The sequence below is a fragment of the Acetobacter cerevisiae genome (assembly GCF_001580535.1).
Lineage (GTDB): Bacteria > Pseudomonadota > Alphaproteobacteria > Acetobacterales > Acetobacteraceae > Acetobacter > Acetobacter cerevisiae.
In genome coordinates, this window is record NZ_LHZA01000157.1 from 20,035 (window position 1) to 46,596 (window position 26,562).

The following is a 26,562-nucleotide window of genomic DNA, read 5'->3' on the forward strand; positions in this document are numbered from 1 at the left end:
AGGGCGATCATGGCTGCTACAGAAGTGATCCTGCTTCAGCGCGTTGAACATCTGGGTCAGATGGGCGATGTGGTGAAGGTTCGTCCGGGTTATGCCCGTAACTTCCTGCTGCCGCAGGGCAAGGCTATTCGTGCAAACGAAGCCAACCGTTCACGCTTCGACCGTGAACGCGCCCAGCTTGAGGCACAGAACATCAAACGTCGTGAAGAAGCCGAGCGTCTCTCCGAGCGCATGGACGGTCTGGCCGTTGTGCTGATCCGTCAGGCTGGTGACAGCGGCAGCCTGTATGGCTCCGTGTCCACCCGTGACGTTGCTCAGGTTGTGACCGAAGCTGGTTTCACCATCTCCCGTCAGCAGGTCTTCCTGGCTCATCCGATCAAGTCTCTTGGTCTGTATGAAGTCAAGATTGCTCTGCACCCGGAAGTTGTTGTGCCGGTTGTGGTCAACGTTGCCCGCTCTGCTGAAGAAGCTGAGCGTCAGGCACGCGGTGAAGCCGTGAGCGTTGAAGAAGAAGCAGAAATGGCTGGTGATGAAGCCGAGATCGAAGGCGAAATTGTCGCTGACGACGCGGAAGCACCGGCAGCAGAAGAAAACAAAGCCGACGCCTGATCGTCGTCTTTTTTCTGCTATGCTTTCAAAAGGGTCCGGAAAGTATTTCCGGGCCCTTTTTTGTGTTTTATCATCACGTATTTTCATGGCCATGACGGAGTAAGTGCATGAACCGCATTCTGGACCGGATATTACGGCACTTCATTTCCTCGGGGCTGCTGCATGTTGCCTGGCCCGATGGAAGCCTGACGCATTATCGTGGCAGCAAGCCGGGTCCTGAGGCCGGGATGAAGCTGGTGGATAATGCCAGTGCGCGCGCTCTGGCCATGAACCCCGGTCTGGCCTTTGGCGAAGGCTATATGAATGGTGGCATCCAGCCGATGGATTGCACGCTGTATCAGCTGCTGGACCTGCTGATGCTCAATGCCATGTCTCCCGGCCATTTGCCGGAGCAGATTGCCAGTACGTTTCGCTATGCCTGCCGGAACTGGATCCAGTTCAACCCGATCAAACGTGCCCGTCAGAACGTGGCGCATCATTATGATCTGGATAGCCGTCTATATGACCTGTTTCTGGACAAGGATAAGCAGTATTCCTGCGCATATTTTCGCCGGGGTGATGAAACGCTGGATGAGGCGCAGGAAGCCAAGAAAAAGCATATTGCCTCCAAGCTACTGCTGAACAAGCCGGGGCTGGAAGTTCTGGATATTGGCTGCGGCTGGGGCGGTATGGCGCTGACACTGGCGCGGGATTACGGTGCGATTGTGACCGGCATTACGCTTTCAGAAGAGCAGCTGACCATTGCCCGCCGCCGTGCGAAGGAAGAGGGCTTAGAAGGGCGTGTGCGCTTTGAAATGCTCGATTACCGCAATCTTAACCGGCGGTTTGACCGGATTGTCTCTGTTGGCATGTTCGAGCATGTGGGCGTGCATCACTACCACCAGTTTTTCGAAATTCTGAAAAACAACCTGACAGATGATGGCGTGGCCCTTGTGCATTCCATCGGGCGGAATGACGGCCCCGGCACGACCAACCCGTGGATCAACAAATATATCTTCCCCGGTGGGTATTCACCGTCTCTGAGTGAAGCCTTTGCAGCCGTGGAGCGGTCTGGCCTGTGGGTGACGGATTGCGAAATTCTGCGGCTACACTACGCCAAGACCATCGCTATCTGGAGGGAGCGCTTTGCGGCCAACCGTGCCAAAGCTGTAGCGCTGTATGATGAACGGTTTGCGCGGATGTTTGAGTTTTATCTGGACGCCGCAGAACTGTCCTTCCACGTGCAGGGGCACATGAACTTCCAGATGCAGATTGCCCGCTCCATTAATGCGGTGCCGCTGACGCGGGATTATATGGCAGAGGCGGAAAAATAAACTTCGGACTATTCGTGAAGGAATAAAAAAGCCTGCCGGACAAAATCCGGCAGGCTTTTTATTCGGCTTTTTACAGTTTGCCGTCCTGTGCAGCGCTGCACAGGGTTTTGACATCGTCATCACCTGTGGCCAGACAACGTACCATGAGGCCAGCCGTGCCAGCTTTGCTGTCTTGTTCTTTGGTGACCTTGATGCGGTATGCATACATCTCATCGTCATGAAAACGGGTCTGGATGTCTTCATACGTTGCCAGAGCCTGCGGATATTGCTTCCTCTGGGCAAGAGAGGCGGCATACAGTTTGGCAATATCTTCTGTAACGTCCGGGCGGTCATAGGCCTTCTTCAGCAGAGGGACGTATTTAGCGCCCTGACCCTCTGCTACGGAGGCCGCCATTTTCAGATAAAACGCATACTGGCTGTTGATTGCGGCCGGGGATCGGAGAGTTTTCAATTCCATCAGTTCTTCCTTGGCGGAAGCGGCATGAGACGGATCTGTTTTTTGTGCCAGTTCCTGCGTCTGAACGGTATTCAGCACCCCGACGTCAGCAATCAGATGCTGATAGGCCGGATTGCTGATAAATTTCTGGAAAGGGGCCTGCGTAATCTGCGCGTCCTGATCGTCATATTCACGGTTGATGTAAGAACGGGCTTTTTTAAGCCGTTTAGCACCAGAGGGGTGCGTATCTGCCAGATCGTTAATGCCGTTTTTTACGTTGCGGCCAATCCAGCCCAGTCCTTGCTGAATGAAACCGTTGACCGGGTCTGCCATCTCGCCAACATTTTTAAAAAAATTATGGTCGGCTTCAAGCTGTTTGTCGTGAGCGGCCTGCTCCTGCTGTTTGAAAATTTCAAGAACAGTAAGGGCTTTATCAACAGAATATCCGGCTTTTGCCATCAGGTCGATTGCAAGCGTATCGGCCTGAACTTCCTGATCTCGCTGCCAGATGGGGAAGACGTATTCCTGCGTCATGTCCACAAGACCGGTATCTGCCAGATAGGCCAGAGAGGCCTGCTGATTAACGGACTTGGCAACACGGGCAACCGTCGCCATGACTTGAAGGGCGCCATTGGTACGGTTCATGGCGCTTTTGGAATGACGAATGTCCGTCGGGTGATTCAGCAGCACATGGGCCAGTTCATGCGCGACGACAAAAGCCAGGCAGTCTTCTGACTGGAAATCGGGGTGGGTTGCCAGAAAGTCCAGCATGCCGGTTGTAAAAACCAGAGCGCCGCCTGCCGTGGCATCACTGTTAAACTGGCTGCTGGGCTGGATATAAACATCCAGTCGCGGTCTGGTATAGGGCCAGCCTGCCAGAAGTTTTTCTGTAATGCTTTTCAGGTAACCAACGGTATAGGGATCTGAAATGACGCCCATAACATATTTGTTGTTGGGATCCAGAAGTTCCGGACCTTCATCAACTGTTTCATACGTCACATCGTCTTTCAGGACAGCCAGATACGTCCCTTTTGAGGGAATGTCAGGGGCCGCCAGAGCGGTGCCAGACAGCAGAAAACCTGAAAAGATGCTGAGCAATAAGGCTGTTTTTAAAGAGCGCATGCTTAAATAAATCCTGATGACTTAACGGCAGCCTGAAGCCAGGCCGGGAGTTTCATTGTTGGCGGCTCGTGAGGAGGGGCTTAGCAGAGCGCAATTCGTGGTCTTGGGAGTGGCGACTTTTCCACTGGTCCCAACTTTGCTGGGTTTGACCAGAACGACACCCTGATCTGTCTGGACCTGAAGCCAGCCATCTGTCGGGTCAACACCCAGCACAGGATGGTTAAGTAATGCTGATGCTGGAATTTCCACCGCGTTATCATGCGCCGCGTGTTTTACTTTGACTGGGTCACTGAACACATCCGTGACAACATTGGGGGTATCCGCACAAAATGCTTTTGTAAAAGCGCCTGTTGTCCCGGCAATGCTGACAGTGCAGAAAAGGAGGAAGGATGCTTTTTTCATTTTCGTAAAAATTCTCTCTAAAGATTAAAAAAATGCTCTCATCTCTGCTTTTTCAGGCAAGGAAATTTTTCAGAGATGAATTTATCCGTCGATTTTACGAAGCTGTTTTCTTCATTCACTTCGGGGACGGTGAACCAGAGCAGGGCGAGCCCAATCCAGTCTGCATTGGGCAGATGCAGGAACAGTTCATTGACGCAATAAACCAGAGAACACACGCAGAGTGTCTGGCGGATCTTCATAGTATATGTCTGTGTTTCAAATTCCACGGGCATGCAGATCATGGTCAGGAACAGCAGGACGTAGAAGATCAGAACTGTGAGCGAGAAGTAACCCCTGCAAAAACTGTCATACAAAAAGCCAGAGACAGCCAACGCCGCAGCGACAAGATATTTGATACGGATTTTTTTGAGCCCGGAGAGAGGGCTGGGTGCGGTCTGGGGCTGGGCGCTTTCAGGCTGCTGCGGAAAAGCCGCTTTCCTTTCGTCATGCGTTGGCGTGCCAGAATGCTCTGCCCCTTGCTGTGTGTCGGACAGAGAGGCACGCACAAGAACGAGGCTGAGAAGCATCCAGATCCCAAGTTCCAGCGCTTCGGCATTGTCCAGTTCAATGGCATGGCCAAAAATGTGGAATTCGCCAAATCTGGATGCTTCATGAAAATAACCAGCGCCATAGGTTATGAGGTTATCAAACGCCATGGCATGCAACTGCACGGCCGGAACCTGACCAATGGCAGGTGCTGTGGTTACATCATGGATAGCTTGCAGATCTCCGCCAAAAAAGACGGCTCTGTTGCGCAGCATATCAGTGTAAGGCTGCTTGGTAAGCGGGGAGAGCGCATCCAGCCTGGCTGCATCCAGCGTGAGGGCATAGAAGCACCGATTATCTTCCGGCGGTTCCCATTTGCCGCTCAGGGCATGCGCGCCGGTATTTACAGCGCGGAACAGACGAGCCAGACCGCCTGCATGGGAATCGCGACACTCCCCGCTTTCTCCATCAAAGGCAATTTTTTGAAGCGGGTCGGTATAAACACCCCATCTGACAAAGAGAGGTTCTTCAAATTCTTCGCCCGCTTTACAGGCATTTTTCCATGCGCCCTCGCATAGGGTGGAATACATGGCAAAAGCTGGGGTGGGATATTTTTTTCCTTTATCCTGCGGTGCGGAAACCAGCAGCGGATACATATTGCTTTTTTCGGTCTCCCAGCCGGAATAGACCTGATAGGGCGCAAGAACCGGAGGCAGATCATGAGCCAGTTCTGTCGCCATGCCGCGCACGAAAAAAATGGGAATACCAAGCTCTTTGGCTTCAGCTAAAACGCTGTCAAAAGCATGCAGGCTGTCACCCTGTCGCTCACCGTCAAAATAGATGTCGACCAGTACGGCGGCAGGGTGGGCTTCAATAATATGACGGAGCCAGTATGCTTCACGATGATAGGAAACAGGCCATGTTTCCTGTTCGGCTTTCAGCGTTTCATCAGAAATTTCGACAACGGCAACATGGGACTGCGTCCGATCGCCCTGCCCATAGCCATAAAATGGTTCTGTAATAGCTGAAAAAAACTGAGACGATGCACTTTTTGTGGCGTTTTCCAGACCTATTGGATCGTAATATTTAAAAACAAACCAGTAAACTAAAAGTATTATGAAATACAAAGTTCCAAGAATTATCTTTTTTGATGATATATTATTTTTTTCTTCTTTGGTTAATATGTTATTATTGAATTGATATGCCAAAATAGAATCTTTCTGGAATATAACGATAAATTTATTTTTTTTTCTAATTGATTGTGATGAAGAGGCAAGTTACCCCAATAGGGTATGTGTCATACTCTGGGTGCATGGCAGGGTATTGGGCAGAGTGCCCTGCGTTTTACTTTTAGTTTTTGGCAGAAAGAACCAGATGCGTGCGGGCGAGGCTGTCAAATTCCGCGATGGTAAGCGTTTCGGCCCGGCGGGTGCCGTCAATGCCGGTTTCAGCCAGCAGGCGCTCACCGTGCAGCCCTTTCAGGGAGCCACGCAGCATTTTGCGGCGCTGCCCAAAGGCGGCGGCGGTGACCCGTTCCATGGCCTTGAACAGGGCAGGTTCAGGCTGCTGGGCATGGGGCGTGATGCTGACAACAGCAGACCAGACCGCAGGCGGCGGAGAAAACGCCCCCGGCGGCAGCTTCATGACAATTGCACATTGCGCACACCACTGGGCCAGAACACCCAGCCGCCCGTAATGGGATGAGCCTGGCTGCGCGCAAATTCGCTCGACAACTTCGAGCTGGAACATGAGGGTGAGGCGTTCCCACGCGCTCCCCTGTCGCAGCCAGCCGACCAGCAGGGGCGTAGCGACATTATAAGGCAGGTTGGCGACAATATGCCGGGGAGCAGGGCACAGGGTTGTCAGATCCTGTTTGAGAGCGTCTGCTTCCACCAGTTTCAGGCGGTCGGGGTAGAAGGCGATGAGTTCGCGGATAATTTCGGCGGCACGCGGATCAACTTCCACGGCTGTGACGAAGGCCGCTTTGGTGCCCAGTAGCGCACGCGTCAGGCCACCGGGGCCGGGGCCCACTTCCACCACATGCCGCCCGTCCAGCGTGCCTGCCAGAGCGGCAATGCGGTTGGTGATATCAGGATCAAGCAGAAAGTGCTGACCAAGCGCCTTACGGGCGTCCAGCCCGTGGCGGCTGATAACGTCCTTTAAGCTTTCAAGACCGGAGAGGGACGTCATACGCCCTTCAGCTTGATACGCATGTCGATCATGGCTTTGCGGTGCAGATCACTGTCCAGCTGGCGAGCTGTCTGCTCCACGCGTTCATTCATCAGCTGGTCAGCAATTTCGCTGGGTGAGCGGTCGGCAAAGTTCTTCTCTTTTTTGGAGCAGACCATGATCAGGTCAATCCCATCCGTGGAAACCAGAGGGCGGGAGACCTTGTTCAGTGGCAGGGATTCCAGCAGGCCGCGCATCTGCGGGTTCATGCGTTCCAGCTGGAGCTCACCGGGGTCAGACGGTCTTCTTTCCCCATTCTGCTGGTTGATGGCGGCCACTTCGTCACAGGAATGCACAGTCTGCGCAATTTTGACGGCTTTTTGCAGGGTCTGCTGCTGCTGGGGCGTAATGTGTTCCGGGTTGAGCTCGGCATCAAACGGCAGGAAAGCCTGACGAATGGAAATGACATGTCCCGGCTGGTGGCCGATAATCCGCTTGCCATTAACCGTGATAATCACAAACCCGCCGGGCACCTTGATGGGGTTGGAGATAGCGCCAGCGCCCACCGGCATCTGTTTGATCATGTCGATCACAGCCGGGTCCAGCTCATCTTCCTGCACCCAGCCCATGGAACCGCCATCCAGAGCCGTCTGGCTCTGGGAGAACTGGGCCGCCACAATCGGGAAAGGCGCGCCTTTGCGCAGTTCCTGGATAACGGTGTTGGTAAAGGCCAGCTCTTCTTCCGCGTGGCGCGGATCTTCCACCTTCACGAAGATTTCGCTCAGGTTATATTCTGTCCGGCCATCCTGCCGCTTCAGAGCATCTTCACGCTGAGCAATTTCTTTTGCGGAGACGCGGCCACGCGCCCCAAGCTCCTGCCGCAGCACCTGCACCCAGCCAATCTGGACCCGGATCTGGTCGATCAGGGTCGTCAGGGAGACACCGTCCTGCGCCAGTCGATCACGCAGGGCGTTTTCCGGCATACCGTTGCGGCGTTCAATCCCGGCAATGGCGGCGGCAATCTGTTCGGGCGGCGTGTTGATATGGCGGGAGAGAATTTCCTGCGTGCGCAGGCGTTCATCAATCAGCTGGCGGATAATCTGCGGGCGCAGGCGCTGCATCAGCTCATCATTAACCGGCAGACCGGTTGAGAGCGCGAACAGCTTGCCGCGATTGTTCACATCACGCGTGGTCAGCGGAATGCTGTTGACCACGGCAATAATGGTGTCGTCCGGGAGGGGCGCTTTGGCCTGGGTTGAGGAGGCGGACGCCGCCTGTGTCTGCCCGGTATGGGTATGGGGGGCAGCATTGGCAACGGAGGCCAGTGTCAGAGCCGTAAGGGAGCAGGCCAGTGTAAGAGAGCGCAGACGCATGCAGGACAGTCTTTCAGCTTTCCGCTGGAGAACGGGAATAATCTTGAATACCGGAGACGACGGGTTTTTTGAAGCACTGATCATTTGAGACCAAACGCCCCCAGCGTTTTGAAGCTGACAGTGAACAGATAAGTCGAGTTACGCTGCTGACCACCGATGGACGTGTATTGTTTGAGATACATGAAATCAAGGCCGAAGCAGTCATTGTTATAGCCGATATCGCCGCCCAGAGAGACAAATTCCTTACGGGAGAGACTGCGGCGGGCAAAGCCGGACAGGTGCCAGTTGGCCCAGTCGGTGGAGAAGCCGCCGCTCAGCTCGCTGGTGCGTACGTAATAGAGCTGCGTCGGGCCGGAAGAGCGGTAATCGGTTGCGTAATAGTAGTACGGGGTGACCGGCTCATAGATATACCCGCCCCGGACGCGGAAGTGCGGCACCCCGGCGCTGAACAGCGCATCCCCGAAGTCAAACTTGGACGTGTAGGGGTTCAGCCGCATACGCGCCGTGAAGTCGAAATACTGATTGGGGACAACGCGCGCGCGGGCCACGATGTCAGACACATGGTGGTCCAGCCCGGAATAGGGCAGGCGGTCCTGCGTAATATGCTCCTGGAAACTGGCGCCGCCCAGCAGGTCGATTTCATGACCGTCCCACGTCCAGTTGGCATGCATGCCAACATTGCCACGCAGCCCGCCATCCAGCCTGTCCGTGCCCTGATAGCGGTTGAGCGAGAACAGGGTTGAATCCGTAAATTCGTAGGCCAGACTGTCTTCGTTCGGAATGTTGTCGTTTGTGCCGGCCCCGGTGTTGGGGGCGTAAATGGCCTGCACGATCGGTTCCAGAATCTGCGTGCCGTGGCCATGTTCAAACGTGCGGATGAACGGCCAGTTGGTCTTCAGCGCGATGGTCGGCAGAACCTGCCCGCTGACGGAGGTTGCGCCGGTTTTGTAGAAGTTGGGCTGCTGGTAAAGCTTGCGGGCCCGGTAGACCATGGAATCCAGATGCAGGGTCAGCAGGAACTTCTGGCCCAGACGGTTGGTAAACGGGCGATCCCAGTTCAGCGCAAGCTGGCCGCGCATGTCGGAGGTGCCGTTGTCACGCCGGACGTTGAAGTCCGTGGTGGATACCCCAAAACGGCCGCCCCACGCATCGGGCTGCCCGAGGTAGCTATAGGTATAGCGCGGCAGCACGAACGGCAGGTCCGAGTTGCGGATAACACCCTGGTTCAGGCCCTGATAATACTGGGCGTCCACGCGGCTGTAAGCGCCGGTGCCAAAGCCTTCCAGATAGGCGTTGGAGTTCAGGGTGTCCGAACCATAACCCTGCACACGGTAATCGCGCATATAGTCCGCGGATGTGGCCAGATTAATATTGGCCCCGGCGCGCCAGTATTTGTTGATGGAGAACTGGCCATTGGCAAAAATATAGCCCTGCATACCATGGCCGTTACCCCGGCCGACAGGTTCCCCGAAGTTGTTGGTGTAGCTGCTGGAGCGGTGGGTATCGTAAGCGATACCTCCCTGCACATTCAGCATGCCGAAGTTGAAGAGCTTTCTGTACTGCGCGCTGAGCTGCGGGCCTGTTTTGGTAGAGAACAGCCCCTGCACCGTGACGTCGGACGTATCATCCAGCACCCAGTAATAGGGGATGGTGAAGTAGGTGCCCAGATAGCGGTCATGCGGGGTCACGCCCGGCATGAGGAAGCCGCTATGCCGTTTGGAGGAGGGGTCCGTCATGGAGAAGTAGGGCAGATAGATGACGGGGATACCGAAAATATCGATAAACGTATCCCGGAAATCAATCCGCTCGTGCTGAAGATCCTGCGTGGCGTCATAGGCGCGGAACTGCCAGAACGGCGCGCGCGTCTTGTCTTTTTCGCAGATTTCGCAGGCCGTATAGACCGCGCGGCTCATGACGTTGACCTTGCCGCCGGTCCGACGCAGGCCGTTGGCGGCCAGCTTGGCGTTTTCCGGCAGGCGCGCATTGACGTGCAGCATAATGCCGTCGCGCATATTGCCGGTCAGTTCCGCATAATTGGCGTACATGACTGAGCCATCCGGCTGGATGGTGGCCACGTTGCCACGTGCGGCGACAATGCCGGTATCCCGGTCAAAAACAATCTTGTCCGCGCGCAGCACATGGTCGCCCTGCCAGACCTGCACATTGCCAGTCCAGGTGACCGTGTTAGCGTGGTCATCATAGTCCACGCTGTCAGACTGGAAGGTGGCCGGTTCATCAGGGGACGTTTTGGCGCCGGTGTTCAGGTGCATCGGTTGCGGCCTGAACTGGGCGTGCGCCTCCTTGGGCGTTACGACCAGAATGCACGCGGTCATGCCTCCCAGCGCCGTGGCGGCGGCAAGCGTGCGCCGGCGGTGCAGAAGCCGGAAACGGGAAGGCCGAGAGGCCACGGTCAATCAGCCATCCTCCAGATGAAGAAGCAGTGAGATAGCGAGGCAAAGCCCGGCAACAGTAGGAGCCCATGCCGCCAGAACGGGGGGAAGGGCGCCGGAGTTACCAAACTGCTCCGCAACTTTTGATACTGTGAAAAGCAGAAATCCTGCCGCAACGCCAGACCCGATCATCTGAGCTACGCCGCCGCGCCGTGTTGGACGCATGGAAAACCCTGCTGCCACAAGAGCCATAGTGCCTGCCAGCATAGGGAGCGCGAGCAGAGACTGGAAGTGAATCCGGTGGCGGATGGAAGAAAATCCGGAGCGGTCCAGCAACGCGATAAAGCTCGGAAGAGCCCAGACAGAGAGGGTTTCCGGCGAGGAAAAACTTTCCTGCACACGGGCGACTGTCAGATCAGTCGGCAGATTCATCTGGCCGAGGGGATGAAGAATTTCATTCGGGCGGACGGTCTGCGCGCTTTTCAGTTCCCAGACGCGGTCCCCCAGAATGCCATCAGGCGATTCGATTCTCATGACCAGCTTGTCGTTCCGGTCCAGCCGGAAAACGCTGACATCATGAATGTGCAGAATCCCTTTCTCCAGCTGCACACCACGGGCATGCAGGATCGCCACGCCTTTTGGGTCATACTGGCTGTCTGCCTGCCGCAGCCACAGGGAGCCGCTGGACAGGCTGAGAGGGCCGCCGCCGGTGCGCAGATATTGCTGGTCCAGCTCTTCCGCCCGGCGATACATGGCGGAGGAGAGCGGGGAGATCAGGGCTGTTGCGATGGTGCCGATCAGCATGGCGCAGGCCAGAGGGCCGGCCAGAAACTGCCATGCGGAAATACCGGCGGCACGGGCCACAATCAACTCTGAAGAGCGGGTCAGCCGCCAGAAGCAGATAATGCCCCCCAGCAGAATACCGAACGGCAGGATTTCCACAGAAAAATAGGGGACGTGCAGGGCTGCAATTTCTGTCACCACATTGGTGGAAACGTCCGGCCGGGTCGCAACGCGGCGCAGCAGATCGATAAAGTCGAACAGGCAGACAATGCCGGTCAGTGACGCAATCATGGCCACGACGGAAAAGACGAACTGGCGCGCGATGTAGAGCGAGAGGGTGACGGAGACAACCATAAGGGGCGCGTTCTTCCTCAGACCGTGCGGGTGCTGGAGCGGAGGCGCAGCTCCGGCACAAACAGGATGGCCGCACACGCTAAGCCGGGCAGCAGGGCCACCAGCGGGATAAGCGGAATGAGCGCCATATTCCGGCTGGCAAGATTTTGCAGCAGCAGGTTGAACGCCAGCAATCCGACCACGCTGAGCACAGCAGCCAGTGGGCGCTTGATGTTACCGTGGCGCGAGAACACCCCGCGCAGCACAGCAAACAGGCCGACCATGGCAAAGGAGAAGCAGGTGAGTGGGGAGGTTAGCCTGCGCCAGCCCTCCACCTTGAACTTGCCGGTATCACGCGGGGCGACCTCTTTTGGGTCCGGGTTCAGCAGTTCATGCAGGGACATTTCCGCCGCATCGCGGAAGCGGGAGTCTTCCTGATGTGTGGAGGAGAGATCCATGGAATCCTGTTGAAAAACCAGCATATCCAGACGCCCCGTTTTATGGTCGATCACCTGACGGGAGCCGTCATACAGGATGACGCGGGGTGTGTCGTTGACAATCATCATGGTGCCGCGATTGGCCAGAATTGTGGCGCGGCTGTTGGGCTGGCGGTCATCCTCCACCACAATGCCGTGCAGCGTGCCGTCATGGCTGCGCTCACGGATATAGACCGTCATCACGTCTGAAACTTTGGTGAAGACGCCTTCCTGCAGCATGAAAGCCGCCATCTTGTTCCGGATCTGGAATTCAAACTGCCGGAAGTGATGGTAGGAGACGGGCACGACCCACAGATTGAGCAAAAACCCGATAAATGTCGCCATCAGGGCGCAGGTCAGGCCGGGGCGCGCCAGAGCAATGGGCGAAAGCCCTGCGGCGCGCATCACCGTCAGTTCCCGGTCTCCTGCCAGCCGTTGATAGACAAACAGGCTGACCACAAACGTGGTGATGGGCAGCACAACGGCGACAAAAGAGGGAATAAGCAGGCTGGTCAGCTCGATAAAGACCCGCAGGGACAATCCGCGATCGACCACCAGCGAGACAAAGCGCAGCGATTGCATCAGCCAGATAAGCGCCGCCAGCCCCCCGGTGGTGGCCAGAAGGGCAATCAGAAGCTGATGAAACACGTAGCGGTCCAGCGTGGAGACGCGTGCTTTCAGCCATGATGGAAATGAACGGACGGTCATATCTGTCTTATCTACCCGCTCCCTCTCTCAGAGCAACACCCCCTTGTGACAGAATAATGAGGGCGGGAGAGGAAGAGTGGTTCCGGCTTGCGGCTTTATGAGGGCGAAGAGCGCCGCCACAGGCCGGATTACGCCCGTCAGACGGTCAGACGCGTGCTGCCTGACGTGTATAAAAATTATTCTTCTATGTGGGTATCCGGGTCACCGCCCAGACGGTTTCCGGCTTCCAGCCCCGCAATGGCGGCAAGATCGCCTTCGTCCAGCGTGAAGTTGAAGATATCCAGATTGGCCCGCATCCGGTCTGTATTGCTGGATTTGGGGATGGGGATGATGTCGTTCTGGGTAAACCAGCGCAGCATGATCTGGGCCGGGGTGCGGTTGTGTTTGTCCGCAAGTTCCACAATCACGGGGTTATCCATCAGCCCCTTGCCAAGCGGCCGCCAGCCTTCCGTCAGAATGCCATGTTTGGCATTGAAGCGGCGCATGTCGGCCTGCTGGAAGTCGGCATGGATTTCAATCTGGTTGACGGCAGGCACGACGCCCGTTTCCTGAATGAGGCGTTCCAGATGCGCGGGTTTGAAGTTCGAGACGCCGATGGAGCGGATCTTACCGTCCTTCTGTGCGGCAATCATCGCCTTCCAGCTTTCCACATACAGGTTTTTTTCCGGCAGGGGCCAGTGGATGAGGTAGAGGTCCACATAGTCCACATTCAGCCGCTGGAGGCTGCCATCCAGCCCTTTGAGCGCAGCATCATAGCCCTGATCCGTCCCGCGCAGTTTGGTGGCGAGAAAGATGTCTTTTCTTTCAACTTCAGAGTCTTGCAGCGCGTGGCCAACACCCGTTTCGTTCCCATAGCTGGCAGCGGTGTCAATCAGGCGATAGCCGGTGAGCAGGGCGGCCTGCACGGCGGCTTCCACTTCCTGATCATTCATGGGGTAGGTGCCAAACCCCATGCCGGGAATTTTGTGGCCGTCATTCAGAGTAAGAAGGGGAGCTGAGGGCATGGGGCGCAATCCTTGAATGTCTTGTCAGAACGTCAGAGGCGCAACCCAGCCTCCGTGCGGCACAGGGCCGGGAGGCGGGGCGCGGCTTTCTTTCTTAACGTTTCGGGGTGGGGATGGTTCAGAAAAACCAGCCGCCCTCAGAACAGCAGGATGACGCCGGCGGAGGCGGAGTTATCGCTTTCCTTGTTCGGGCCGTGGGCGGCAGATTCCGTGTGGGCGTATTCCGCTACAAGGTTCAGCCAGTCGGTCAGGCTATAGAAGGCCGCGCCGACTTCGGACTGGTTGCGACGCACCAGCAGAGAGCTGTTTTCGCCCGGAGCCTGATAGAGATTACTCACACCATAACTGCCGACCAGCTTGAACTTCTTGGTGAAGTTATACATGGCCTGCACGTAATAGCCTTCCGACGCCCGTTTGCGGCCATTGTTGGCAATGCCGTCAAAGAACAGGCCGGTCGTGCCCAGTCCGCTGCCCCGGTAGTAATAGGCCACACCCTGAAAGCCTTTGTAGGTAATCTTGGTGCCGATTTCTCCCGCTTCCACCATTGCACCGCGGCGGCTGCTGGCATCCAGATCCGGGCTGGTCAGGCCCTGCTGATGCTGCACAAGGAAGCTGGCCCAGATACGGGTCTGCACGCCACCAATCGTAAAGTCGTAGGTGCCTTTACCCTGTATCATGGGGGAGGAATGCTGAGTTGATGAGGCAGAGAGCGCGCGGCCTGACGCATCGCCCCCGGCAAAGTTGAATTCATCAAGCGGCTGGAAGACGCCGACAGAGCCCTGCAGGCCGTGATATTTGGGGGAGACGTAGGAAATCTGCGGGATCCAGTCGGCATAGACATAACCGACACCGATACGTCCCAGCGACGTATTGCCCGGTGCAGCATTGCTGCCGGTGGACCCCACACTGAGCAGAGTGGCATCGTTCAGGATGGCGTCGCTGCCGAAAATGGCGAGGTCACGCCCGAACTTGAACGTCCCGACTGCCTTGGTGCCGACGGTTACGTAAACCTGTCGCAGATCGATCCCGGCGGTGCCCAGCCCGACGGGGCTGCCGCCTGTGTTGGCGTTGAAGGCCCCGTTCTTGGCGTTGTCCACGCCCGGATACATGCCCAGCACGGCGGACATATCAATGCCCGACTGGGTGGTGCTGAGCTTGAGGATAAAGCCTGCGGGCAGCAGGCCGTTACGCACGGAAGAGGAATCAAACCCGCTGGAGCCGGTGGAGACGCCACCCGCCACCGGGCGACCGCCTGCGGGGCTGTTATAGGTGTAGAACCCGTTCACGAAGCCGGAGAAGTTGATGTCGATCGGACCGGCCTTGAAGGTCAGGCCCTTGCCGGGAACGTATTTGGCCACGCGGACGATGCTGTTGCTGTTCAGGGCCTCATTGGTGGAGCGCATTGCTTCCTGCGCGGAGCGAGCACTGGCTTCGGCCCGGTTGGCTGCCAGTTCTGCGCGGCTGGAGGCTTCATCCGGCGCGCCCGGATCAAACCGGATGCCATCTTCATAACCCGAACCGAGGGTGTGCGCAGCCGGACCGGCATGATGCGGGGCAGACGCGGTGGCCGTGCGGACGGGGCGGGCTGTACGCGCCGGGGCTGTGTGCTGCGTTGTGCCTGCGGTGTGGCTCAGATGTTTGGCCAGAAGGGTATCGTGCTCATGCCTGGTCAGGCTGCCTTTGAGCTGAAGAATATCCAGCAGGTCACTATAGTCGTCAGCCAGTGCAGATGGCGCAGTCATAAATGGCGCGCAGGCAACAGATGTTACCACAACAGGTAATAGAAGTGCCCGTTTTCTCGATGCCATAAAAGTCTGCTCCCTCACGTCGTTTGCTATCTCTGAGAGATTGGACTTCCCTCCGTCAACACCCTGATAAGAAGAGTTTCCTGCCAGTACAAAGGCCTAAACGGCAAGGAAACAGGGCGGAGGCAAAGGGACCGGAAGAGGCAGTGCCGCCCCTGAGCTGTGAGGCTTTCAAGGGGCTCTTATGCAGCGCAAGCGGGCTGGATTATGCGGCATTTTGAGGGTTTTTGTTTGTTGTCAAAATGTTATGCGGATTTGTTCGGGGACGCGGAACGATTTTAAATTGAAACAAAATCGCTAAAGCACGCTTCCTCGCACGCTTGTGGCGGAGGGGTGCTATGCGGGAATAGAACTTGTCCGGCTTAAGAGAACGGAAAAACCCTTGGTGTTATAACGAAAAATACCAAGGGAATACGGACGCAGGTCACGCAGTTGTTACGCCTCCGGCAGCGTCGGGCTGACCCGATGCTGCACAACTTCGCCAATAATGATCAGGGCAGGGCTGGTCACATTTTCAGCAACAGCCTGTTCAGGCAGCGTGGCGAGGGTGCCGGTAATCACGCGCTGCTGCGGCGTTGTGCCACGTTCCACAAGGGCGGCGGGCCAGTCGGCGGGCAGACCATGTTCCATGAGTTGCGCGCTGAGTTGCGGCAGCATGGTCAGGCCCATATAGATCACCACCGTCTGGCTGCGCAGGGCGATGGTTTCCCACGCCAGATCCAGCGTGCCATCGGCCTTGGCGTGGCCGGTAATAAACAGGCAGGCCTGTGCGCAGTCCCGGTGCGTCAGCGGAATACCGGCATAGGCCGCGCAGCCATTGGCGGCGGAAATGCCCGGAATAATGCGGAAGGGCACGCCTGCTTCTGTCAGTGTTTCGATTTCTTCCCCGCCACGGCCAAAAATAAACGGGTCTCCGCCCTTCAGGCGCAGGACGCGTTCACCGGCTTTGGCACGGCGGACCAGTTCGGCATTAATGCCTTCCTGCGGCAGGGTGTGCCGGTTGCGCTGTTTGCCAACAAAAATCAGCTCGGCATCCCGCCGGACATAATTGAGGATGTCCGGGCCAATCAGATTGTCATACAGAACCGTATCCGCATCCTGCATCAGGCGCAGGGCGGCGAGGGTGAGCAAGTTCGGGTCTCCCGGGCCAGCGCCGACCAGCCAGACTTCGCCTTGCCGGGTGTGACCGTCCAGCAGGTTATCCAGTTCCCGGCTGGCGGCTTCTGTCTGGCCGCTCATGGCCAGATTGCCGCCGGAGCCATCAAGAAACCGTTCCCAGACCTGCCGCCTGTCAGACGGGTCGGGCAGGCGTGCGCGCAGAGGCAGGCGGGCGTTCTGCATAAAGTCCGCCAGCAGATGCAGGCCAGCGGGCAGAATTTCTTCAATTTTGGCGCGCAGGCGGCGGGCGAGCACCGGCGCCGCCCCACCTGTGGAGACGGCGACCTGCACCGCGCCGCGCGTGCTCAGCGCCGGGGTGATGAAGCTGGAATTACCCGGATCATCCACCGCGCAGACCGGCACGTTCTGCTGCTGGCACAAAGCGGCAAGGCTGCGATTCAGCGTGGTATCATTGGTGGCGATATAAACCAGACGGCAGCCGGGCAAGCGGGCGCGCACGTCGTCTTCCGACACCAGACCCGGCACATGCGTCAGAACGCCGTCATCCGCCAGACGCTGCAATTCGGGGCAGAGCGTGGGGGAGAGGAGTTCAATCCGCGCGCCGGTGGGCACCAGAAGGCGCACCTTGTTGGCGGCGATATTCCCGCCACCAATGACAAGGACACGAGCTTCGTCGAGGCGAAGCATGATGGGGAACCAGCTGGTTTTTTCAGAAGACGACTGCATAACACCCTCAGCAAGCAGGCTTGTGCGCGGGACGCAAGGGTTCTGATGCGTTGAGCGCACAAAAAAGCTTTTTTAATCTTTCTGCGTTTCAGTGGCCTGTTGCCATGATAGCGCCGTCTTCCCAAGTGAGAGGACACAAAAAGTGTGCCGCAACGCAGGCTTCACCATCACAAAGAGGGCAGAATGGCAGGAACGGTCACACAGTCTGGCATGCAGAGTAATCAGACCGATAAAACCATTGTGGTGCCGGACCGCGAACTGCATGTGTATGCCGGGCGGCCCGTGGCTTTTCTGCTGCGCTACATGCGCAACCGGGCGATGGCGCATGTGATGGTGTTTGGCTCGGTCGGGCTGGCGATTGGCTGCGCGGTTCTGTCCTCCTACGCCATCCGGCATCTGGTGGATGTGATGACGGCCACGGCGCATAATGGCCCGGTGGAAGCCGTCTGGCAGGCGGTGGCCATTCTGGCGGTGCTGATTGCCACAGATAATATGGGCTGGCGTATTGCAGGCTGGTTTGCCTCCCGCACCTTTATTGAAATGACCGGAGATATCCGGCGCGATCTGTTCCGGTTTCTGACAGGCCATTCCCCGGCATATTTTTCCGAGCGGATGCCAACCTCTCTTGCGGCGCGGATTACCACGGCGGGTAATGTCTGCTTCACCCTCGAAAATCTTCTGGCATGGAGCGTCCTGCCGCCTGCTCTGAATGTGGTGCTTTCTGTCACGCTCATGCTGTCCGTGAGCTGGCTTATGGGAGGCGTGACGGTGGTTCTGGCAGCGGCTCTGTGCCTGCTGATGTTCCGTCTGGCGGTGCGCGGGCGCACATTGCACGGAGAATACGCTGCGGCTGCTGCCGGGCTTGAGGGCGAGACGCTGGATGTGATGGGCAATATCGCGCTGGTGCGCGCCTTTGGGATGCGAACGCAGGAACGTCAGCGCTTTAATACATTGGCGGGCAGGGAGATGGGCGAGCGTCTGCGTTCCCTGCGTTACATGGAAAAGCTGCGCATGGTGCATGCCGTGCTGACGGCTGTGCTGACGGCGGGTCTGCTGATCTGGGCGGTGCTGCTCTGGCAACATGGCGAGGCCAGTGTGGGGGAGGTGGTGATGGTCATCACCCTCGGTTTTGCCATTCTGCACGGCACGCGGGATCTGGCGATGGCGCTGGTGGAGACCATTCAGCACAATGCGCGGCTTTCTGAAGTGCTGTCTGCCTTGCTGGTGCCGCACGATATGCCCGACCGGGATGACGCCGTGCCGCACCCCGGCCCGGTGCGCGGCGAGATTGTGTTTGAGGATGTCGGCTTTGCCTATCCCGGCGGGGCAAAGGTGCTGGATGGCTTTAACCTGCATATTGCCGCAGGTGCCCGCGTGGGGCTGGTGGGGCGCTCCGGTTCCGGCAAGAGCACGGTTTTGGCGCTGTTGCAGCGGCTCCGCTTTGTGCAGGCAGGCCGTATTCTGATTGACGGGCAGGATATTTGCAGCCTGACGGATGATGGCTTGCGGGCCTGCCTCTCCATTGTGCCGCAGGATGTCTCTCTGCTGCATCGCACCGTGATGGAAAATATTCGCTATGGCCGTCCCGATGCGACGGATGAAGTCGTGCGCGCCGCAGCGGCGGCCGCTGGGTGTGCGGACTTTATCGAGGCCATGCCGGAGGGGTTTGGGACGCTGGTGGGGGATAGGGGCGTAAAGCTGTCCGGCGGCCAGAGGCAGCGGATTGCTATTGCCCGGGCCTTCCTGCGCAACGCGCCTATCCTCATTCTGGATGAAGCGACCAGTGCGCTGGACACGGAAAGTGAAGCGCATGTGCAAAAGGCGCTGGAGCGGCTAATGGTGGGCCGGACTGTGATTGCGGTGGCACACCGGCTTTCAACTTTGCGCAACTTTGATAGAATTGTTGTGATGCAGGACGGCAGGATTGTGGAGGACGGCTCTCCCACCCTGCTGGAACAGCAGGACGGCCCGTATAAGAATTTTTTGAACCAGCAGGTGACCCATACGAATGATGTTGCATGACGATGCGCCCGCTCTGGACTCTGATCGTCCGGCGGCAGCTAAAGGGGCTCTTGCCGCTTACGCTTATCAGCAGATCAGAGAACGCCTGATCCTGAGCACTTATAAGGGTGGTGAAAGGCTGGTTCTGCGTCCGCTGGCGGCGTCTCTTAACCTCAGCCCGACCCCGGTGCGGGAGGCCCTGCTGCGGCTGGTGTCCGAACAGGCTCTGGAACTGGATGACCGCAATACTGCCCGCGTGCCCGCTCTCTCGCGGGAGGTGTTTCAGGAAGTGCATCCTCTGCGCGGGGACCTGGAAGAGCGCCTGACGCGCAATGTGGCGGGGCGGATAACCCCGGAGCAGATTGGCGTGCTGGAAACCTGCCATCAGTCCTTTATTGATGGCTATCTGGCCGGAGACCCGCATCAGGCGGCTGTCGGGAATGCCGCCTTCCATAGTGCGATTGCTGACTTTTCCAGCATGACCATTACCGCCGGTATTATGCAGCGCCTGTGGGCGCGGATTGGCCCGTTTTATGCTGGCACCAATGGTTTGCCGCCAGCCAGTCCGGTGGAGGCTAATCATCCGCACATGCTGCTGCTTGAAGCCTTCCGGCGGCATGATGCGGAAGCGGCCGTGGCGGCAATCCGGCAGGATTTCCAGCAGGCCCGCAGCTGGCTGGAACCGCTTTTGCCGGCCTGACCCTGTTTGAGAGTGTTCGGGCAAAGAAAAACCCGGTCCGCTGCAAGAGCGGGCCGGGTTTTTTTATACCGTGATGGCGGTAAGCCTCAGGCTTTTTTGGCCTGAGGAGCAGCCTTGGCAGCCTGAATAGCGGGCTTTTCACTCGGTTTGACGTCCGTCAGGCCGGGCACTTCTACGTCAATTTCCAGCGTGGAGCAGTGGGCACCGCGATCCAGCTTGATCTGCACTTTGTCCTGATCCACGGCGACGTGCCGTTTGATCACTTCCATGATTTCCCGGTGCAACTGGGCGAGCAGATCATCTTTGCCTTCCCCACCGGAAATCCGTTCATGAGCGAGGAGAATCTGCAAACGGTCGCGCGCGACGGGTGCCGAGGAGCGGCGTTTGAAGATATTGGAGAGGAAGGTCATGAGACTCTCCGTTTAAACAGCCAGTCAAACAGGCCTTTGCGTTCCGTGGGAATAGTGACTTCCAGCTTCTCGCCTGCCAGACGCCGCGCCGCATCGTTATAGGCGCGCGCCGCTGCACTTTCAGGCTCAGCTATCGTAACCGGGGCTCCCACGTTTGAGGCCCGCAGTACGTCGCCGCTTTCCGGGATGATGCCCAGAAGCGGAATGGACAGGATTTCCAGCACATCGTCTGTCCCCAGCATGTCACCCCGGGAGGCGCGCTGCGGGTCATACCGGGTGAGGAGGAGGTGTTTTTCCAGCTTCTCACCTTTTTTGGCTTTTTCCGTTGTGCTGTCCAGCATGCCGATAATGCGGTCACTGTCACGCACGGAAGAGACTTCCGGGTTGGTGACAATCACGGCCATATCGGCGTGATACATGGCCATCTGTGCGCCGCGCTCAATCCCGGCAGGGCTGTCACAGATCACCCAGTCAAACTTCTTGCGCAGTTCCGCAATCACCTTGGCCACGCCTTCAGACGTCAGGGCATCCTTGTCCCGCGTCTGGGAGGCAGGCAGCAGGGAGAGGGAGGGGACGCGCTTATCCTTGATGAGCGCCTGCGCCAGATTGGCATCACCCTGAATCACGTTGATCAGGTCAAACACCACGCGGCGTTCTGCGCCCATTACCAGATCAAGGTTCCGCAGGCCGACATCGAAATCAACCAGCACAACGCTCTGACCATTTTGTGCCAGCGCTGCGCCTAAGGCTGCGGTGGTGGTGGTCTTACCCACGCCACCTTTGCCGGACGTGACGACCAGAACCTTTGACATCCGTGTTATTCCTCTTTGGTCTTTAAGGCTGCTTTGCCGTCAGCTTAGTACGACAGCCGTGTAGGAACGCAACCTTACAATCTGTCATCAAAAATGGAACGCAGAATATTCGCCTTAAGCGAAGTCTTTTGCGTAAAAGTGTTACGTGAGAGGAAGGAAAGTGAGTGTTTCCCCGGAAAGTGCAACCTGAGCCGGTTTACTTGTCTGGTCCGCATTCATTTCTTCCGCGGTGGCGTAAAAACCGTCAATCGCCACCAGTTCGGCTTCCAGCGCACGGGTGAAGATGCGGGCTTCCCCATTGCCGCCAATGCCTGCAATGGCCCGGCCACGCAGGGGGCCGTAGACGTGGATGGAGCCGCCGGCTGAGACTTCCGCCCCAGAGGCGACGGAGCCGAGAATGATCACATCACCATCCGGCCACACGACCTGCTGGCCGGAGCGGATGGGGCTCTCAAGAATAAGCGTGCGCGGGCCGGGGGCTTCGGGTACGTCATCTTCCGGGATATCGATCTCGGCAGAGGCACGGCCACCGGCAAAGTTCTCCGGCCATTCCCAGTCCGCCAGCGCAGGCCAGGAGCGGTCCCCGCCTTCAATGCCCATCACGCGGATGCCGCGTTCCTTCAGGGCAGGCAGCAGATCAGCCAGATGCTGTGTTTCAGCATCCAGCATCCCGAGGTCCAGAATAATGGGCTTGCCGGCAAAGAACCCGGCAGAGCGGGCAATCTGGTGATCCAGCGCGCTTAGCCAGTCTTCCAGCGGGGCTTCCGGGGTGAGCGTGAGCGCCAGAAAAGACCGGCCGGAGATACGGATGCGGGGCAGGGGGGATGTCGTGGCGGACAAGGACGTGAGATCTCGCTTGCGTAGGATCGGACGGGAAAGTGCAGCAGTGGTACACGCTGCAAGGGTTGTCTGTCGAGCATCTGTGCAGAACGCGCAGGGACCCTGTGCATTATTTGATGCCCGCAGGCCCGATTACCCTCTGGCGCGCTGGCAGACAATGTCATAAATCTTGCGCATGCGTACCCTGTATCATCTCCCCCTCTCCCCCTACTGCCGGAAGATCCGGCTTGTGCTGGGTGAAAAACGTCTGCCGTTTGAAGTCATCGTGGAACGGGTGTGGGAAGAACGCCCGGAATTCTACGCCATGAACCCGGCAGGTGAAGTGCCGGTTCTGGTGGAAGATAACGGGCTGGTTGTGCCGGATTCCTCCGTGATCTGTGAGTATCTGGAAGAAGCCTATTCCGATACGCCGCTGCTGGGCCGCACGCTGGCTGAGCGCGTGGAAGTGCGGCGTCTGGTGGCGTGGTTTGACCAGCGCTTTGCGCGCGATGTGTCTCGCCGTTTTATTGGCGAGCGCGTCATGAAGCGCATTAGTGGCCGCGGTAACCCGGATGGCACCATTCTGCGGGAAGGGTATGCGGCCATGAAGCCGCATCTGAAATACATCAACTTCCTTGCGGAAAACCGGAACTGGCTGGCTGGTAACTTCCTCTCTCTGGCGGATTTTGCGGCAGCAGCCCATCTCTCCAGCCTTGATTTTATTGGGGATATTGACTGGTCCAAAGCGCCTGCGGTGCGGGACTGGTACGCCCGCATGAAGTCTCGCCCCTGTTTCCGCCCCCTGCTGGGTGACCGCGTATCTGGCATTACCCCGCCGGACTATTACGCCAATCTGGATTTCTGAAGAGCGTGACCTTTCATAATGGCGGCGACGCAGCGCGTCGTGCGCCCGATGTGCTGATTATTGGTGCCGGTGCTGCCGGGCTGATGGCGGCGTTTACAGCAGCCCGGCGTGGTCGGCGCGTTGTGGTGCTGGACCATGCGCCGGAGGTTGGGCGTAAAATCCTGATTTCTGGTGGTGGACGCTGTAATTTTACCAATACCGAAATGCGGGCCGAACGCTTTATTTCCCAAAATAAGCATTTTGCCCGCTCAGCCCTCAGCCGGTACACGCCTGCGCAGTTTCTGGAACTGCTGGCTAAGCACAAAATCCCCTGGCACGAGAAAAAGCTGGGACAGTTGTTCTGTGACAATTCCGCGCGGGACATTGTGCAGATGCTGCTGGCGGAATGTAAGGCCGCCAATGTGACCATTCTTACGGATGTGCGCATTACCGATGTCACCAGGCCGCAGGATTTCCGGGTGCAGACCTCTGCCGGAACCTTCACCAGCAAGGCGCTTGTGCTGGCGACGGGTGGCCTCTCCATCCCCAAACTCGGCGCGACCAGCTTCAGCTATAATATTGCCCGCTATTTTGGTTTGTCGGTTGTCTCGCCGGAGCCGGCTCTTGTGCCGCTGGTGTTTGGGCAGCCTGACGAAAGCTGGGTGCAGTCTCTGGCTGGCGTCTCTCTGCCGGTGCGGGCGTCCTGCGGGAAAATCGGGTTTGATGAATCGCTGCTGTTCACGCATCGGGGTCTCTCCGGCCCGGCGTTGCTGCAGATTTCGTCTTACTGGGAGCCGGGGCAGGCGGTGCGGATTAATCTGCTGCCCGGTGAAGATCTGAACGCACTTCTGACTGAACTGAAAAAAGCCAAAGGGCAGATGAAAGGCCCGGCAGCATTGGGTCGCTGGTTGCCGCATCGTCTGGCGCAGGAACTGGCTCGCCAGAGTGCGCCGGAAGAGCGGCCTGTTGTGGAATGGCCGGACCGCACGCTGCGCGCTCTGGCTGACCGCATTCATCGTCTGGACCTGCACCCCACCGGTACGGAAGGCTTTGCGAAGGCGGAAGTCACGCGCGGCGGGGTTGATACCCGGAAACTGTCTTCCAAAACCATGGAAGCGCAGACTGTGCCCAATCTCTATGTGATTGGTGAGGCGGTGGACGTGACCGGCTGGCTGGGTGGCTATAATTTCCACTGGGCATGGGCCAGCGGGCATGCGGCAGGGGAAGCACTTGGAGAAAGTGCTGCCTCCTGAGGCGATTTAGTCCGAGCTGTTTTTAAGTTCCGCAGCTAGTTCCAGCGCACGGGCGTAAACCGTGCGGCGGGGCAGGCCGATGGCGGTGGCGGCTAGAGCAGCGGCGTCTTTGACGGAATGAGTGCTCAGCAGGGTGCGCAGGGTCGTATCCAGATCATCCGCGCTGCTTTCTTCCGCTTCTGCCGGGCCGAGAAGCAGGGTGATTTCCCCGCGCGGCGCTGTTTCCGCATAGAAGGCAGCAAGGGTGCCTACCGGCCCCCGTTTGACTTCCTCAAAGCGCTTCGTGAGTTCCCGTCCCACGGCGCAGGGGCGGTCTTCCCCAAAAACTTCGGTCATGTCAGCCAGCGTATCCGCCAGCCGGTGCGGGGCTTCATGCCAGATCAGGGTGGCGCTCAGGCCCGCCCGTTCAGCGGCGCGCAGTTTGGCGAAGGCTTCCTTACGGGCGGCAGAGCGCGGGGGCGGGAAGCCGATGAACATGAAGGGGTGCGGCGGCAGGCCGGATAATACCAGCGCCGTCAGGGCCGCATTAGGGCCGGGGATGACGGTTAGCGAGAGATCGGCCTCAATCACTGCCCGCACCAGCCGGAAGCCGGGGTCGGACATCAGCGGCATGCCGGCGTCGGACACCAGCGCCATGCGGGTGCCGTTCTGCATCCGCTCAATGAGGGCCGGAACGCGCTGGCGTTCATTATGCTCGTGCAGGGCTTCCGTGCGGGTCGTAATATTCCGGTCAGACAGCAGGCGGGCTGTCATGCGGGTATCTTCACACAAAATCAGGTCGGCTTCGGCCAGAGCTTCCGCGCCACGCAGGCTGAAATCTCCCAGATTTCCTATGGGAGTCGCAACCAGAGTGAGGCCTGCCGCACCACCGGAGGAAGAGAAGGCATGACGAGAGGCCTTTCCTTCGCTATGGAGTGTGGAAGTCCGGTCATAAGCTTCATCAGGCCGGTTGTTTGCGGAGGACGATCTGGATGATGACGCGCACATATTCTTTCCTGTCAAAGGCATCCACGCGAGGTCTGGCTGGAAATGGCGCAGGACGCAAGGCCGGAATGGTTGTTTTGGGTACAGTTGGTCTTGCAATGGCGGGATGTGCGGATCAGTCCGGCCCCGGTGCAGCCACTGGCCCGCAGGCCCCAAAGGCCGCGACCAGCCACAAGATTGGCGTTCTGCTGCCGTTGACCGGGCCGAATGCCGCCCTCGGGCATGAGCTTCTGGCCGGGGCGCAGCTTGCTCTTGCAGAAAATGGAACCTCCACGACGCAGGGGCAGGCCTCTGCCCTGCAAATGGATGTGCATGACACGGCAGCCGTCGGGGGCGCCTCCGCTGCGGCCACGGCGGCGGCAGAAGCTGGCGATGGCATTATCCTTGGCCCGCTGACGGCGGTGGATACCGCAGCAGCGGCCCCTGCCGCGCAGTCTGCCAGCATGCCGGTTCTGGCTTTTACCAGTGATGTTGGTCAGGCCCGGAATGGTGTGTGGGTGATGGGCATTACGCCGGAAGATCAGGTGGAACGTCTGGTCGCCACGGCGCGTCAGGAAGGGCGGCATCGTTTTGCAGCCTTCCTGCCGGATAACCCGCTGGGCCATGCGCTGGGGAATGGTCTTCTGGCGTCCTGCCGGGATCAGGGCCTGATGTCCCCCACCATTGTTTATCATACCGGCTCTCAGGCCAGCATTACGCAGATGATGCGGGAGCTGTCCTCCTACGATACGCGCCGCGCAGAAGCGCAGCCGGATGGCAATGCTGCGCCTCCTGCAAGCACGCCTGCGGCACCGGCTACGGGCAGCACGGACACAGCAGATAAGGCGCTGCCGTCTGATCTGGCCGCAGCGCTCAAAGGTGGGTCTGATACGTCTGCAACTGCTTCGGCTGATGGCGCAGCGCAAACCTCGGCAGTGCCCAAACTTGCGCCGCCGCCGTTTGATGCGCTGCTGCTGGGCGATACAGGCCTCGGCCTGAAAAACGTGATTGGCGCACTGGCAGATAGTCAGGTGTCCTCCGCGAATGTGCGGATTATGGGGCCGGGCCTGTGGGCGGCTTTTGCAACCAAGCTAGGTGCCCTGAAGGGTGCATGGTATGCGGCGCCGGATCCGTCATCCCGCCAGAGCTTTGCCAGCCGCTTTATGGCGCGCAACCACCACATGCCGCGTCCGCTGGCGGATCTGTCCTATGATGCCGCGAAGGTTGCCACCACCGTGGCGCGCGTGGCGCCCAATGGTTACCCGGCTGATGTGCTGACCCGTTCGGAAGGGTTTGCCGGGGTGGATGGTCCGTTCACACTGCTGCCGGATGGCCGCACGCGCCGTGCGCTGGGTGTGTTTGAAGTGCTGGATAATGGTGGCGGTGCAAAGCTGCTGGTTCCGGCCACCACCAAAAGCGCTGTTTCAGGCTGATCTGAACACGGCTTGAAAAAGCAAACGGGGCACC

At 58.3% G+C, this 26,562-nt stretch carries 22 protein-coding genes; 7 read left to right on the plus strand and 15 right to left on the minus strand.

Translation table 11 applies throughout. The features are described from left to right. The first annotated feature begins 9 nt into the window (after positions 1-9). Both rplI and AD928_RS12995 read left to right on the plus strand, forming a co-directional pair. Positions 10-609, plus strand: a complete 600-nt coding sequence (gene rplI / locus AD928_RS12990) for a 50S ribosomal protein L9 (RefSeq protein WP_062142235.1) — start codon at positions 10-12, stop codon at positions 607-609. A 107-nt stretch (positions 610-716) separates the two neighbouring features. Beyond that, positions 717-1,922, plus strand: coding sequence for an SAM-dependent methyltransferase (locus AD928_RS12995; protein WP_062250998.1), 1,206 nt, complete (start codon positions 717-719; stop codon positions 1,920-1,922). A 70-nt stretch (positions 1,923-1,992) separates the two neighbouring features. Here the strand turns inward: AD928_RS12995 and AD928_RS13000 are convergent, their stop codons facing one another. The 11 genes from AD928_RS13000 to cysG all read right to left on the minus strand — a co-directional run bounded on the left by AD928_RS13000 (position 1,993) and on the right by cysG (position 17,293). After that, positions 1,993-3,480: a M48 family metallopeptidase gene (locus AD928_RS13000; protein WP_062250999.1), complete on the minus strand. Its 1,488-nt coding sequence runs from the start codon at positions 3,478-3,480 to the stop codon at positions 1,993-1,995. 21 nt (positions 3,481-3,501) lie between these two features. Beyond that, positions 3,502-3,882, minus strand: a complete 381-nt coding sequence (locus AD928_RS13005; RefSeq protein ID WP_062251000.1) for a hypothetical protein — start codon at positions 3,880-3,882, stop codon at positions 3,502-3,504. 38 nt (positions 3,883-3,920) lie between these two features. Beyond that, positions 3,921-5,534 (minus strand): CHASE2 domain-containing protein, encoded by a 1,614-nt coding sequence (locus AD928_RS13010; protein WP_062251001.1) that lies wholly within the window; start codon positions 5,532-5,534, stop codon positions 3,921-3,923. Between the two features lie 223 nt (positions 5,535-5,757). Then, positions 5,758-6,597, minus strand: a complete 840-nt coding sequence (rsmA, locus tag AD928_RS13015) for a 16S rRNA (adenine(1518)-N(6)/adenine(1519)-N(6))-dimethyltransferase RsmA (protein ID WP_062251002.1) — start codon at positions 6,595-6,597, stop codon at positions 5,758-5,760. Next, positions 6,594-7,949 carry a peptidylprolyl isomerase gene (locus AD928_RS13020; protein WP_062251148.1) on the minus strand — a complete coding sequence of 452 codons (1,356 nt, stop codon included), beginning with the start codon at positions 7,947-7,949 and terminating at the stop codon, positions 6,594-6,596. Before AD928_RS13020 ends, rsmA begins: the two co-directional genes overlap by 4 nt. Positions 7,950-8,029: 80 nt before the next feature. Beyond that, positions 8,030-10,357 carry an LPS-assembly protein LptD gene (locus AD928_RS13025; RefSeq protein ID WP_062251149.1) on the minus strand — a complete coding sequence of 776 codons (2,328 nt, stop codon included), beginning with the start codon at positions 10,355-10,357 and terminating at the stop codon, positions 8,030-8,032. Positions 10,358-10,363: 6 nt separating this feature from the next. Further along, positions 10,364-11,476, minus strand: a complete 1,113-nt coding sequence (lptG, locus tag AD928_RS13030; RefSeq protein ID WP_062251003.1) for an LPS export ABC transporter permease LptG — start codon at positions 11,474-11,476, stop codon at positions 10,364-10,366. A gap of 17 nt (positions 11,477-11,493) precedes the next feature. After that, positions 11,494-12,639, minus strand: a complete 1,146-nt coding sequence (gene lptF, locus AD928_RS13035) for an LPS export ABC transporter permease LptF (RefSeq protein WP_062251004.1) — start codon at positions 12,637-12,639, stop codon at positions 11,494-11,496. A 176-nt stretch (positions 12,640-12,815) separates the two neighbouring features. Beyond that, positions 12,816-13,643, minus strand: coding sequence for an aldo/keto reductase (locus AD928_RS13040; protein WP_062251005.1), 828 nt, complete (start codon positions 13,641-13,643; stop codon positions 12,816-12,818). 137 nt (positions 13,644-13,780) lie between these two features. After that, positions 13,781-15,451, minus strand: coding sequence for a porin family protein (locus AD928_RS13045; protein ID WP_062251006.1), 1,671 nt, complete (start codon positions 15,449-15,451; stop codon positions 13,781-13,783). 432 nt (positions 15,452-15,883) lie between these two features. Continuing rightward, the gene (cysG, locus tag AD928_RS13050) at positions 15,884-17,293 is read right to left on the minus strand and encodes a siroheme synthase CysG (RefSeq protein ID WP_062251150.1); all 1,410 of its coding nucleotides are present in this window, start codon (positions 17,291-17,293) and stop codon (positions 15,884-15,886) included. Between the two features lie 183 nt (positions 17,294-17,476). Between cysG and AD928_RS13055 the strand changes: the two genes are divergently transcribed. Both AD928_RS13055 and AD928_RS13060 read left to right on the plus strand, forming a co-directional pair. Further along, positions 17,477-19,315 carry an ABC transporter ATP-binding protein gene (locus tag AD928_RS13055; RefSeq protein ID WP_082779894.1) on the plus strand — a complete coding sequence of 613 codons (1,839 nt, stop codon included), beginning with the start codon at positions 17,477-17,479 and terminating at the stop codon, positions 19,313-19,315. After that, positions 19,302-19,994, plus strand: coding sequence for a GntR family transcriptional regulator (locus tag AD928_RS13060; RefSeq protein ID WP_082779895.1), 693 nt, complete (start codon positions 19,302-19,304; stop codon positions 19,992-19,994). Before AD928_RS13055 ends, AD928_RS13060 begins: the two co-directional genes overlap by 14 nt. 86 nt (positions 19,995-20,080) lie before the next feature. On the opposite strand, the gene minE is transcribed toward AD928_RS13060, so the two are convergent. The 3 genes from minE to minC form a co-directional block, all read right to left on the minus strand. Beyond that, positions 20,081-20,404 (minus strand): cell division topological specificity factor MinE, encoded by a 324-nt coding sequence (minE, locus tag AD928_RS13065; RefSeq protein WP_062251007.1) that lies wholly within the window; start codon positions 20,402-20,404, stop codon positions 20,081-20,083. Beyond that, a complete protein-coding gene (gene minD / locus AD928_RS13070; protein WP_062251008.1) occupies positions 20,401-21,216 on the minus strand; it encodes a septum site-determining protein MinD in 816 nt (271 codons plus the stop codon). Before minD ends, minE begins: the two co-directional genes overlap by 4 nt. A 141-nt stretch (positions 21,217-21,357) precedes the next feature. Next, positions 21,358-22,056, minus strand: coding sequence for a septum site-determining protein MinC (gene minC / locus AD928_RS13075; protein WP_061507064.1), 699 nt, complete (start codon positions 22,054-22,056; stop codon positions 21,358-21,360). 175 nt (positions 22,057-22,231) lie between these two features. On the opposite strand from minC, the gene AD928_RS13080 reads away from it, so the two are divergent. Further along, positions 22,232-22,900, plus strand: coding sequence for a glutathione S-transferase family protein (locus tag AD928_RS13080; protein ID WP_062251009.1), 669 nt, complete (start codon positions 22,232-22,234; stop codon positions 22,898-22,900). 5 nt (positions 22,901-22,905) lie between these two features. After that, the gene (locus AD928_RS13085) at positions 22,906-24,132 is read left to right on the plus strand and encodes a BaiN/RdsA family NAD(P)/FAD-dependent oxidoreductase (RefSeq protein ID WP_062251010.1); all 1,227 of its coding nucleotides are present in this window, start codon (positions 22,906-22,908) and stop codon (positions 24,130-24,132) included. A gap of 6 nt (positions 24,133-24,138) precedes the next feature. Here the strand turns inward: AD928_RS13085 and rsmI are convergent, their stop codons facing one another. Further along, positions 24,139-25,119 carry a 16S rRNA (cytidine(1402)-2'-O)-methyltransferase gene (gene rsmI / locus AD928_RS13090; RefSeq protein ID WP_062251011.1) on the minus strand — a complete coding sequence of 327 codons (981 nt, stop codon included), beginning with the start codon at positions 25,117-25,119 and terminating at the stop codon, positions 24,139-24,141. Here rsmI and AD928_RS13095 point away from each other — a divergent pair. Then, positions 25,107-26,528 carry a penicillin-binding protein activator gene (locus AD928_RS13095; protein WP_062251153.1) on the plus strand — a complete coding sequence of 474 codons (1,422 nt, stop codon included), beginning with the start codon at positions 25,107-25,109 and terminating at the stop codon, positions 26,526-26,528. The two genes, rsmI and AD928_RS13095, sit on opposite strands and share 13 nt — an antisense overlap. The last annotated feature ends 34 nt before the right edge of the window (positions 26,529-26,562 follow it).

What these genes read in the sequence shown, in the direction of transcription:
- rplI (WP_062142235.1), top strand. Translation starts at nt 10, where the DNA reads ATGGCTGCTACAGAAGTGATCCTGCTTCAGCGCGTTGAACATCTGGGT.
- AD928_RS12995 (WP_062250998.1), top strand. Translation starts at nt 717, where the DNA reads ATGAACCGCATTCTGGACCGGATATTACGGCACTTCATTTCCTCGGGG.
- AD928_RS13000 (WP_062250999.1), bottom strand. Translation starts at nt 3,480, where the DNA reads ATGCGCTCTTTAAAAACAGCCTTATTGCTCAGCATCTTTTCAGGTTTT.
- AD928_RS13005 (WP_062251000.1), bottom strand. Translation starts at nt 3,882, where the DNA reads ATGAAAAAAGCATCCTTCCTCCTTTTCTGCACTGTCAGCATTGCCGGG.
- rsmA (WP_062251002.1), bottom strand. Translation starts at nt 6,597, where the DNA reads ATGACGTCCCTCTCCGGTCTTGAAAGCTTAAAGGACGTTATCAGCCGC.
- AD928_RS13020 (WP_062251148.1), bottom strand. Translation starts at nt 7,949, where the DNA reads ATGCGTCTGCGCTCTCTTACACTGGCCTGCTCCCTTACGGCTCTGACA.
- lptG (WP_062251003.1), bottom strand. Translation starts at nt 11,476, where the DNA reads ATGGTTGTCTCCGTCACCCTCTCGCTCTACATCGCGCGCCAGTTCGTC.
- lptF (WP_062251004.1), bottom strand. Translation starts at nt 12,639, where the DNA reads ATGACCGTCCGTTCATTTCCATCATGGCTGAAAGCACGCGTCTCCACG.
- AD928_RS13040 (WP_062251005.1), bottom strand. Translation starts at nt 13,643, where the DNA reads ATGCCCTCAGCTCCCCTTCTTACTCTGAATGACGGCCACAAAATTCCC.
- AD928_RS13045 (WP_062251006.1), bottom strand. Translation starts at nt 15,451, where the DNA reads ATGGCATCGAGAAAACGGGCACTTCTATTACCTGTTGTGGTAACATCT.
- cysG (WP_062251150.1), bottom strand. Translation starts at nt 17,293, where the DNA reads ATGCAGTCGTCTTCTGAAAAAACCAGCTGGTTCCCCATCATGCTTCGC.
- AD928_RS13055 (WP_082779894.1), top strand. Translation starts at nt 17,477, where the DNA reads ATGGCAGGAACGGTCACACAGTCTGGCATGCAGAGTAATCAGACCGAT.
- AD928_RS13060 (WP_082779895.1), top strand. Translation starts at nt 19,302, where the DNA reads ATGATGTTGCATGACGATGCGCCCGCTCTGGACTCTGATCGTCCGGCG.
- minE (WP_062251007.1), bottom strand. Translation starts at nt 20,404, where the DNA reads ATGACCTTCCTCTCCAATATCTTCAAACGCCGCTCCTCGGCACCCGTC.
- minD (WP_062251008.1), bottom strand. Translation starts at nt 21,216, where the DNA reads ATGTCAAAGGTTCTGGTCGTCACGTCCGGCAAAGGTGGCGTGGGTAAG.
- AD928_RS13080 (WP_062251009.1), top strand. Translation starts at nt 22,232, where the DNA reads ATGCGTACCCTGTATCATCTCCCCCTCTCCCCCTACTGCCGGAAGATC.
- AD928_RS13095 (WP_062251153.1), top strand. Translation starts at nt 25,107, where the DNA reads ATGACGCGCACATATTCTTTCCTGTCAAAGGCATCCACGCGAGGTCTG.
- rsmI (WP_062251011.1), bottom strand. Translation starts at nt 25,119, where the DNA reads ATGTGCGCGTCATCATCCAGATCGTCCTCCGCAAACAACCGGCCTGAT.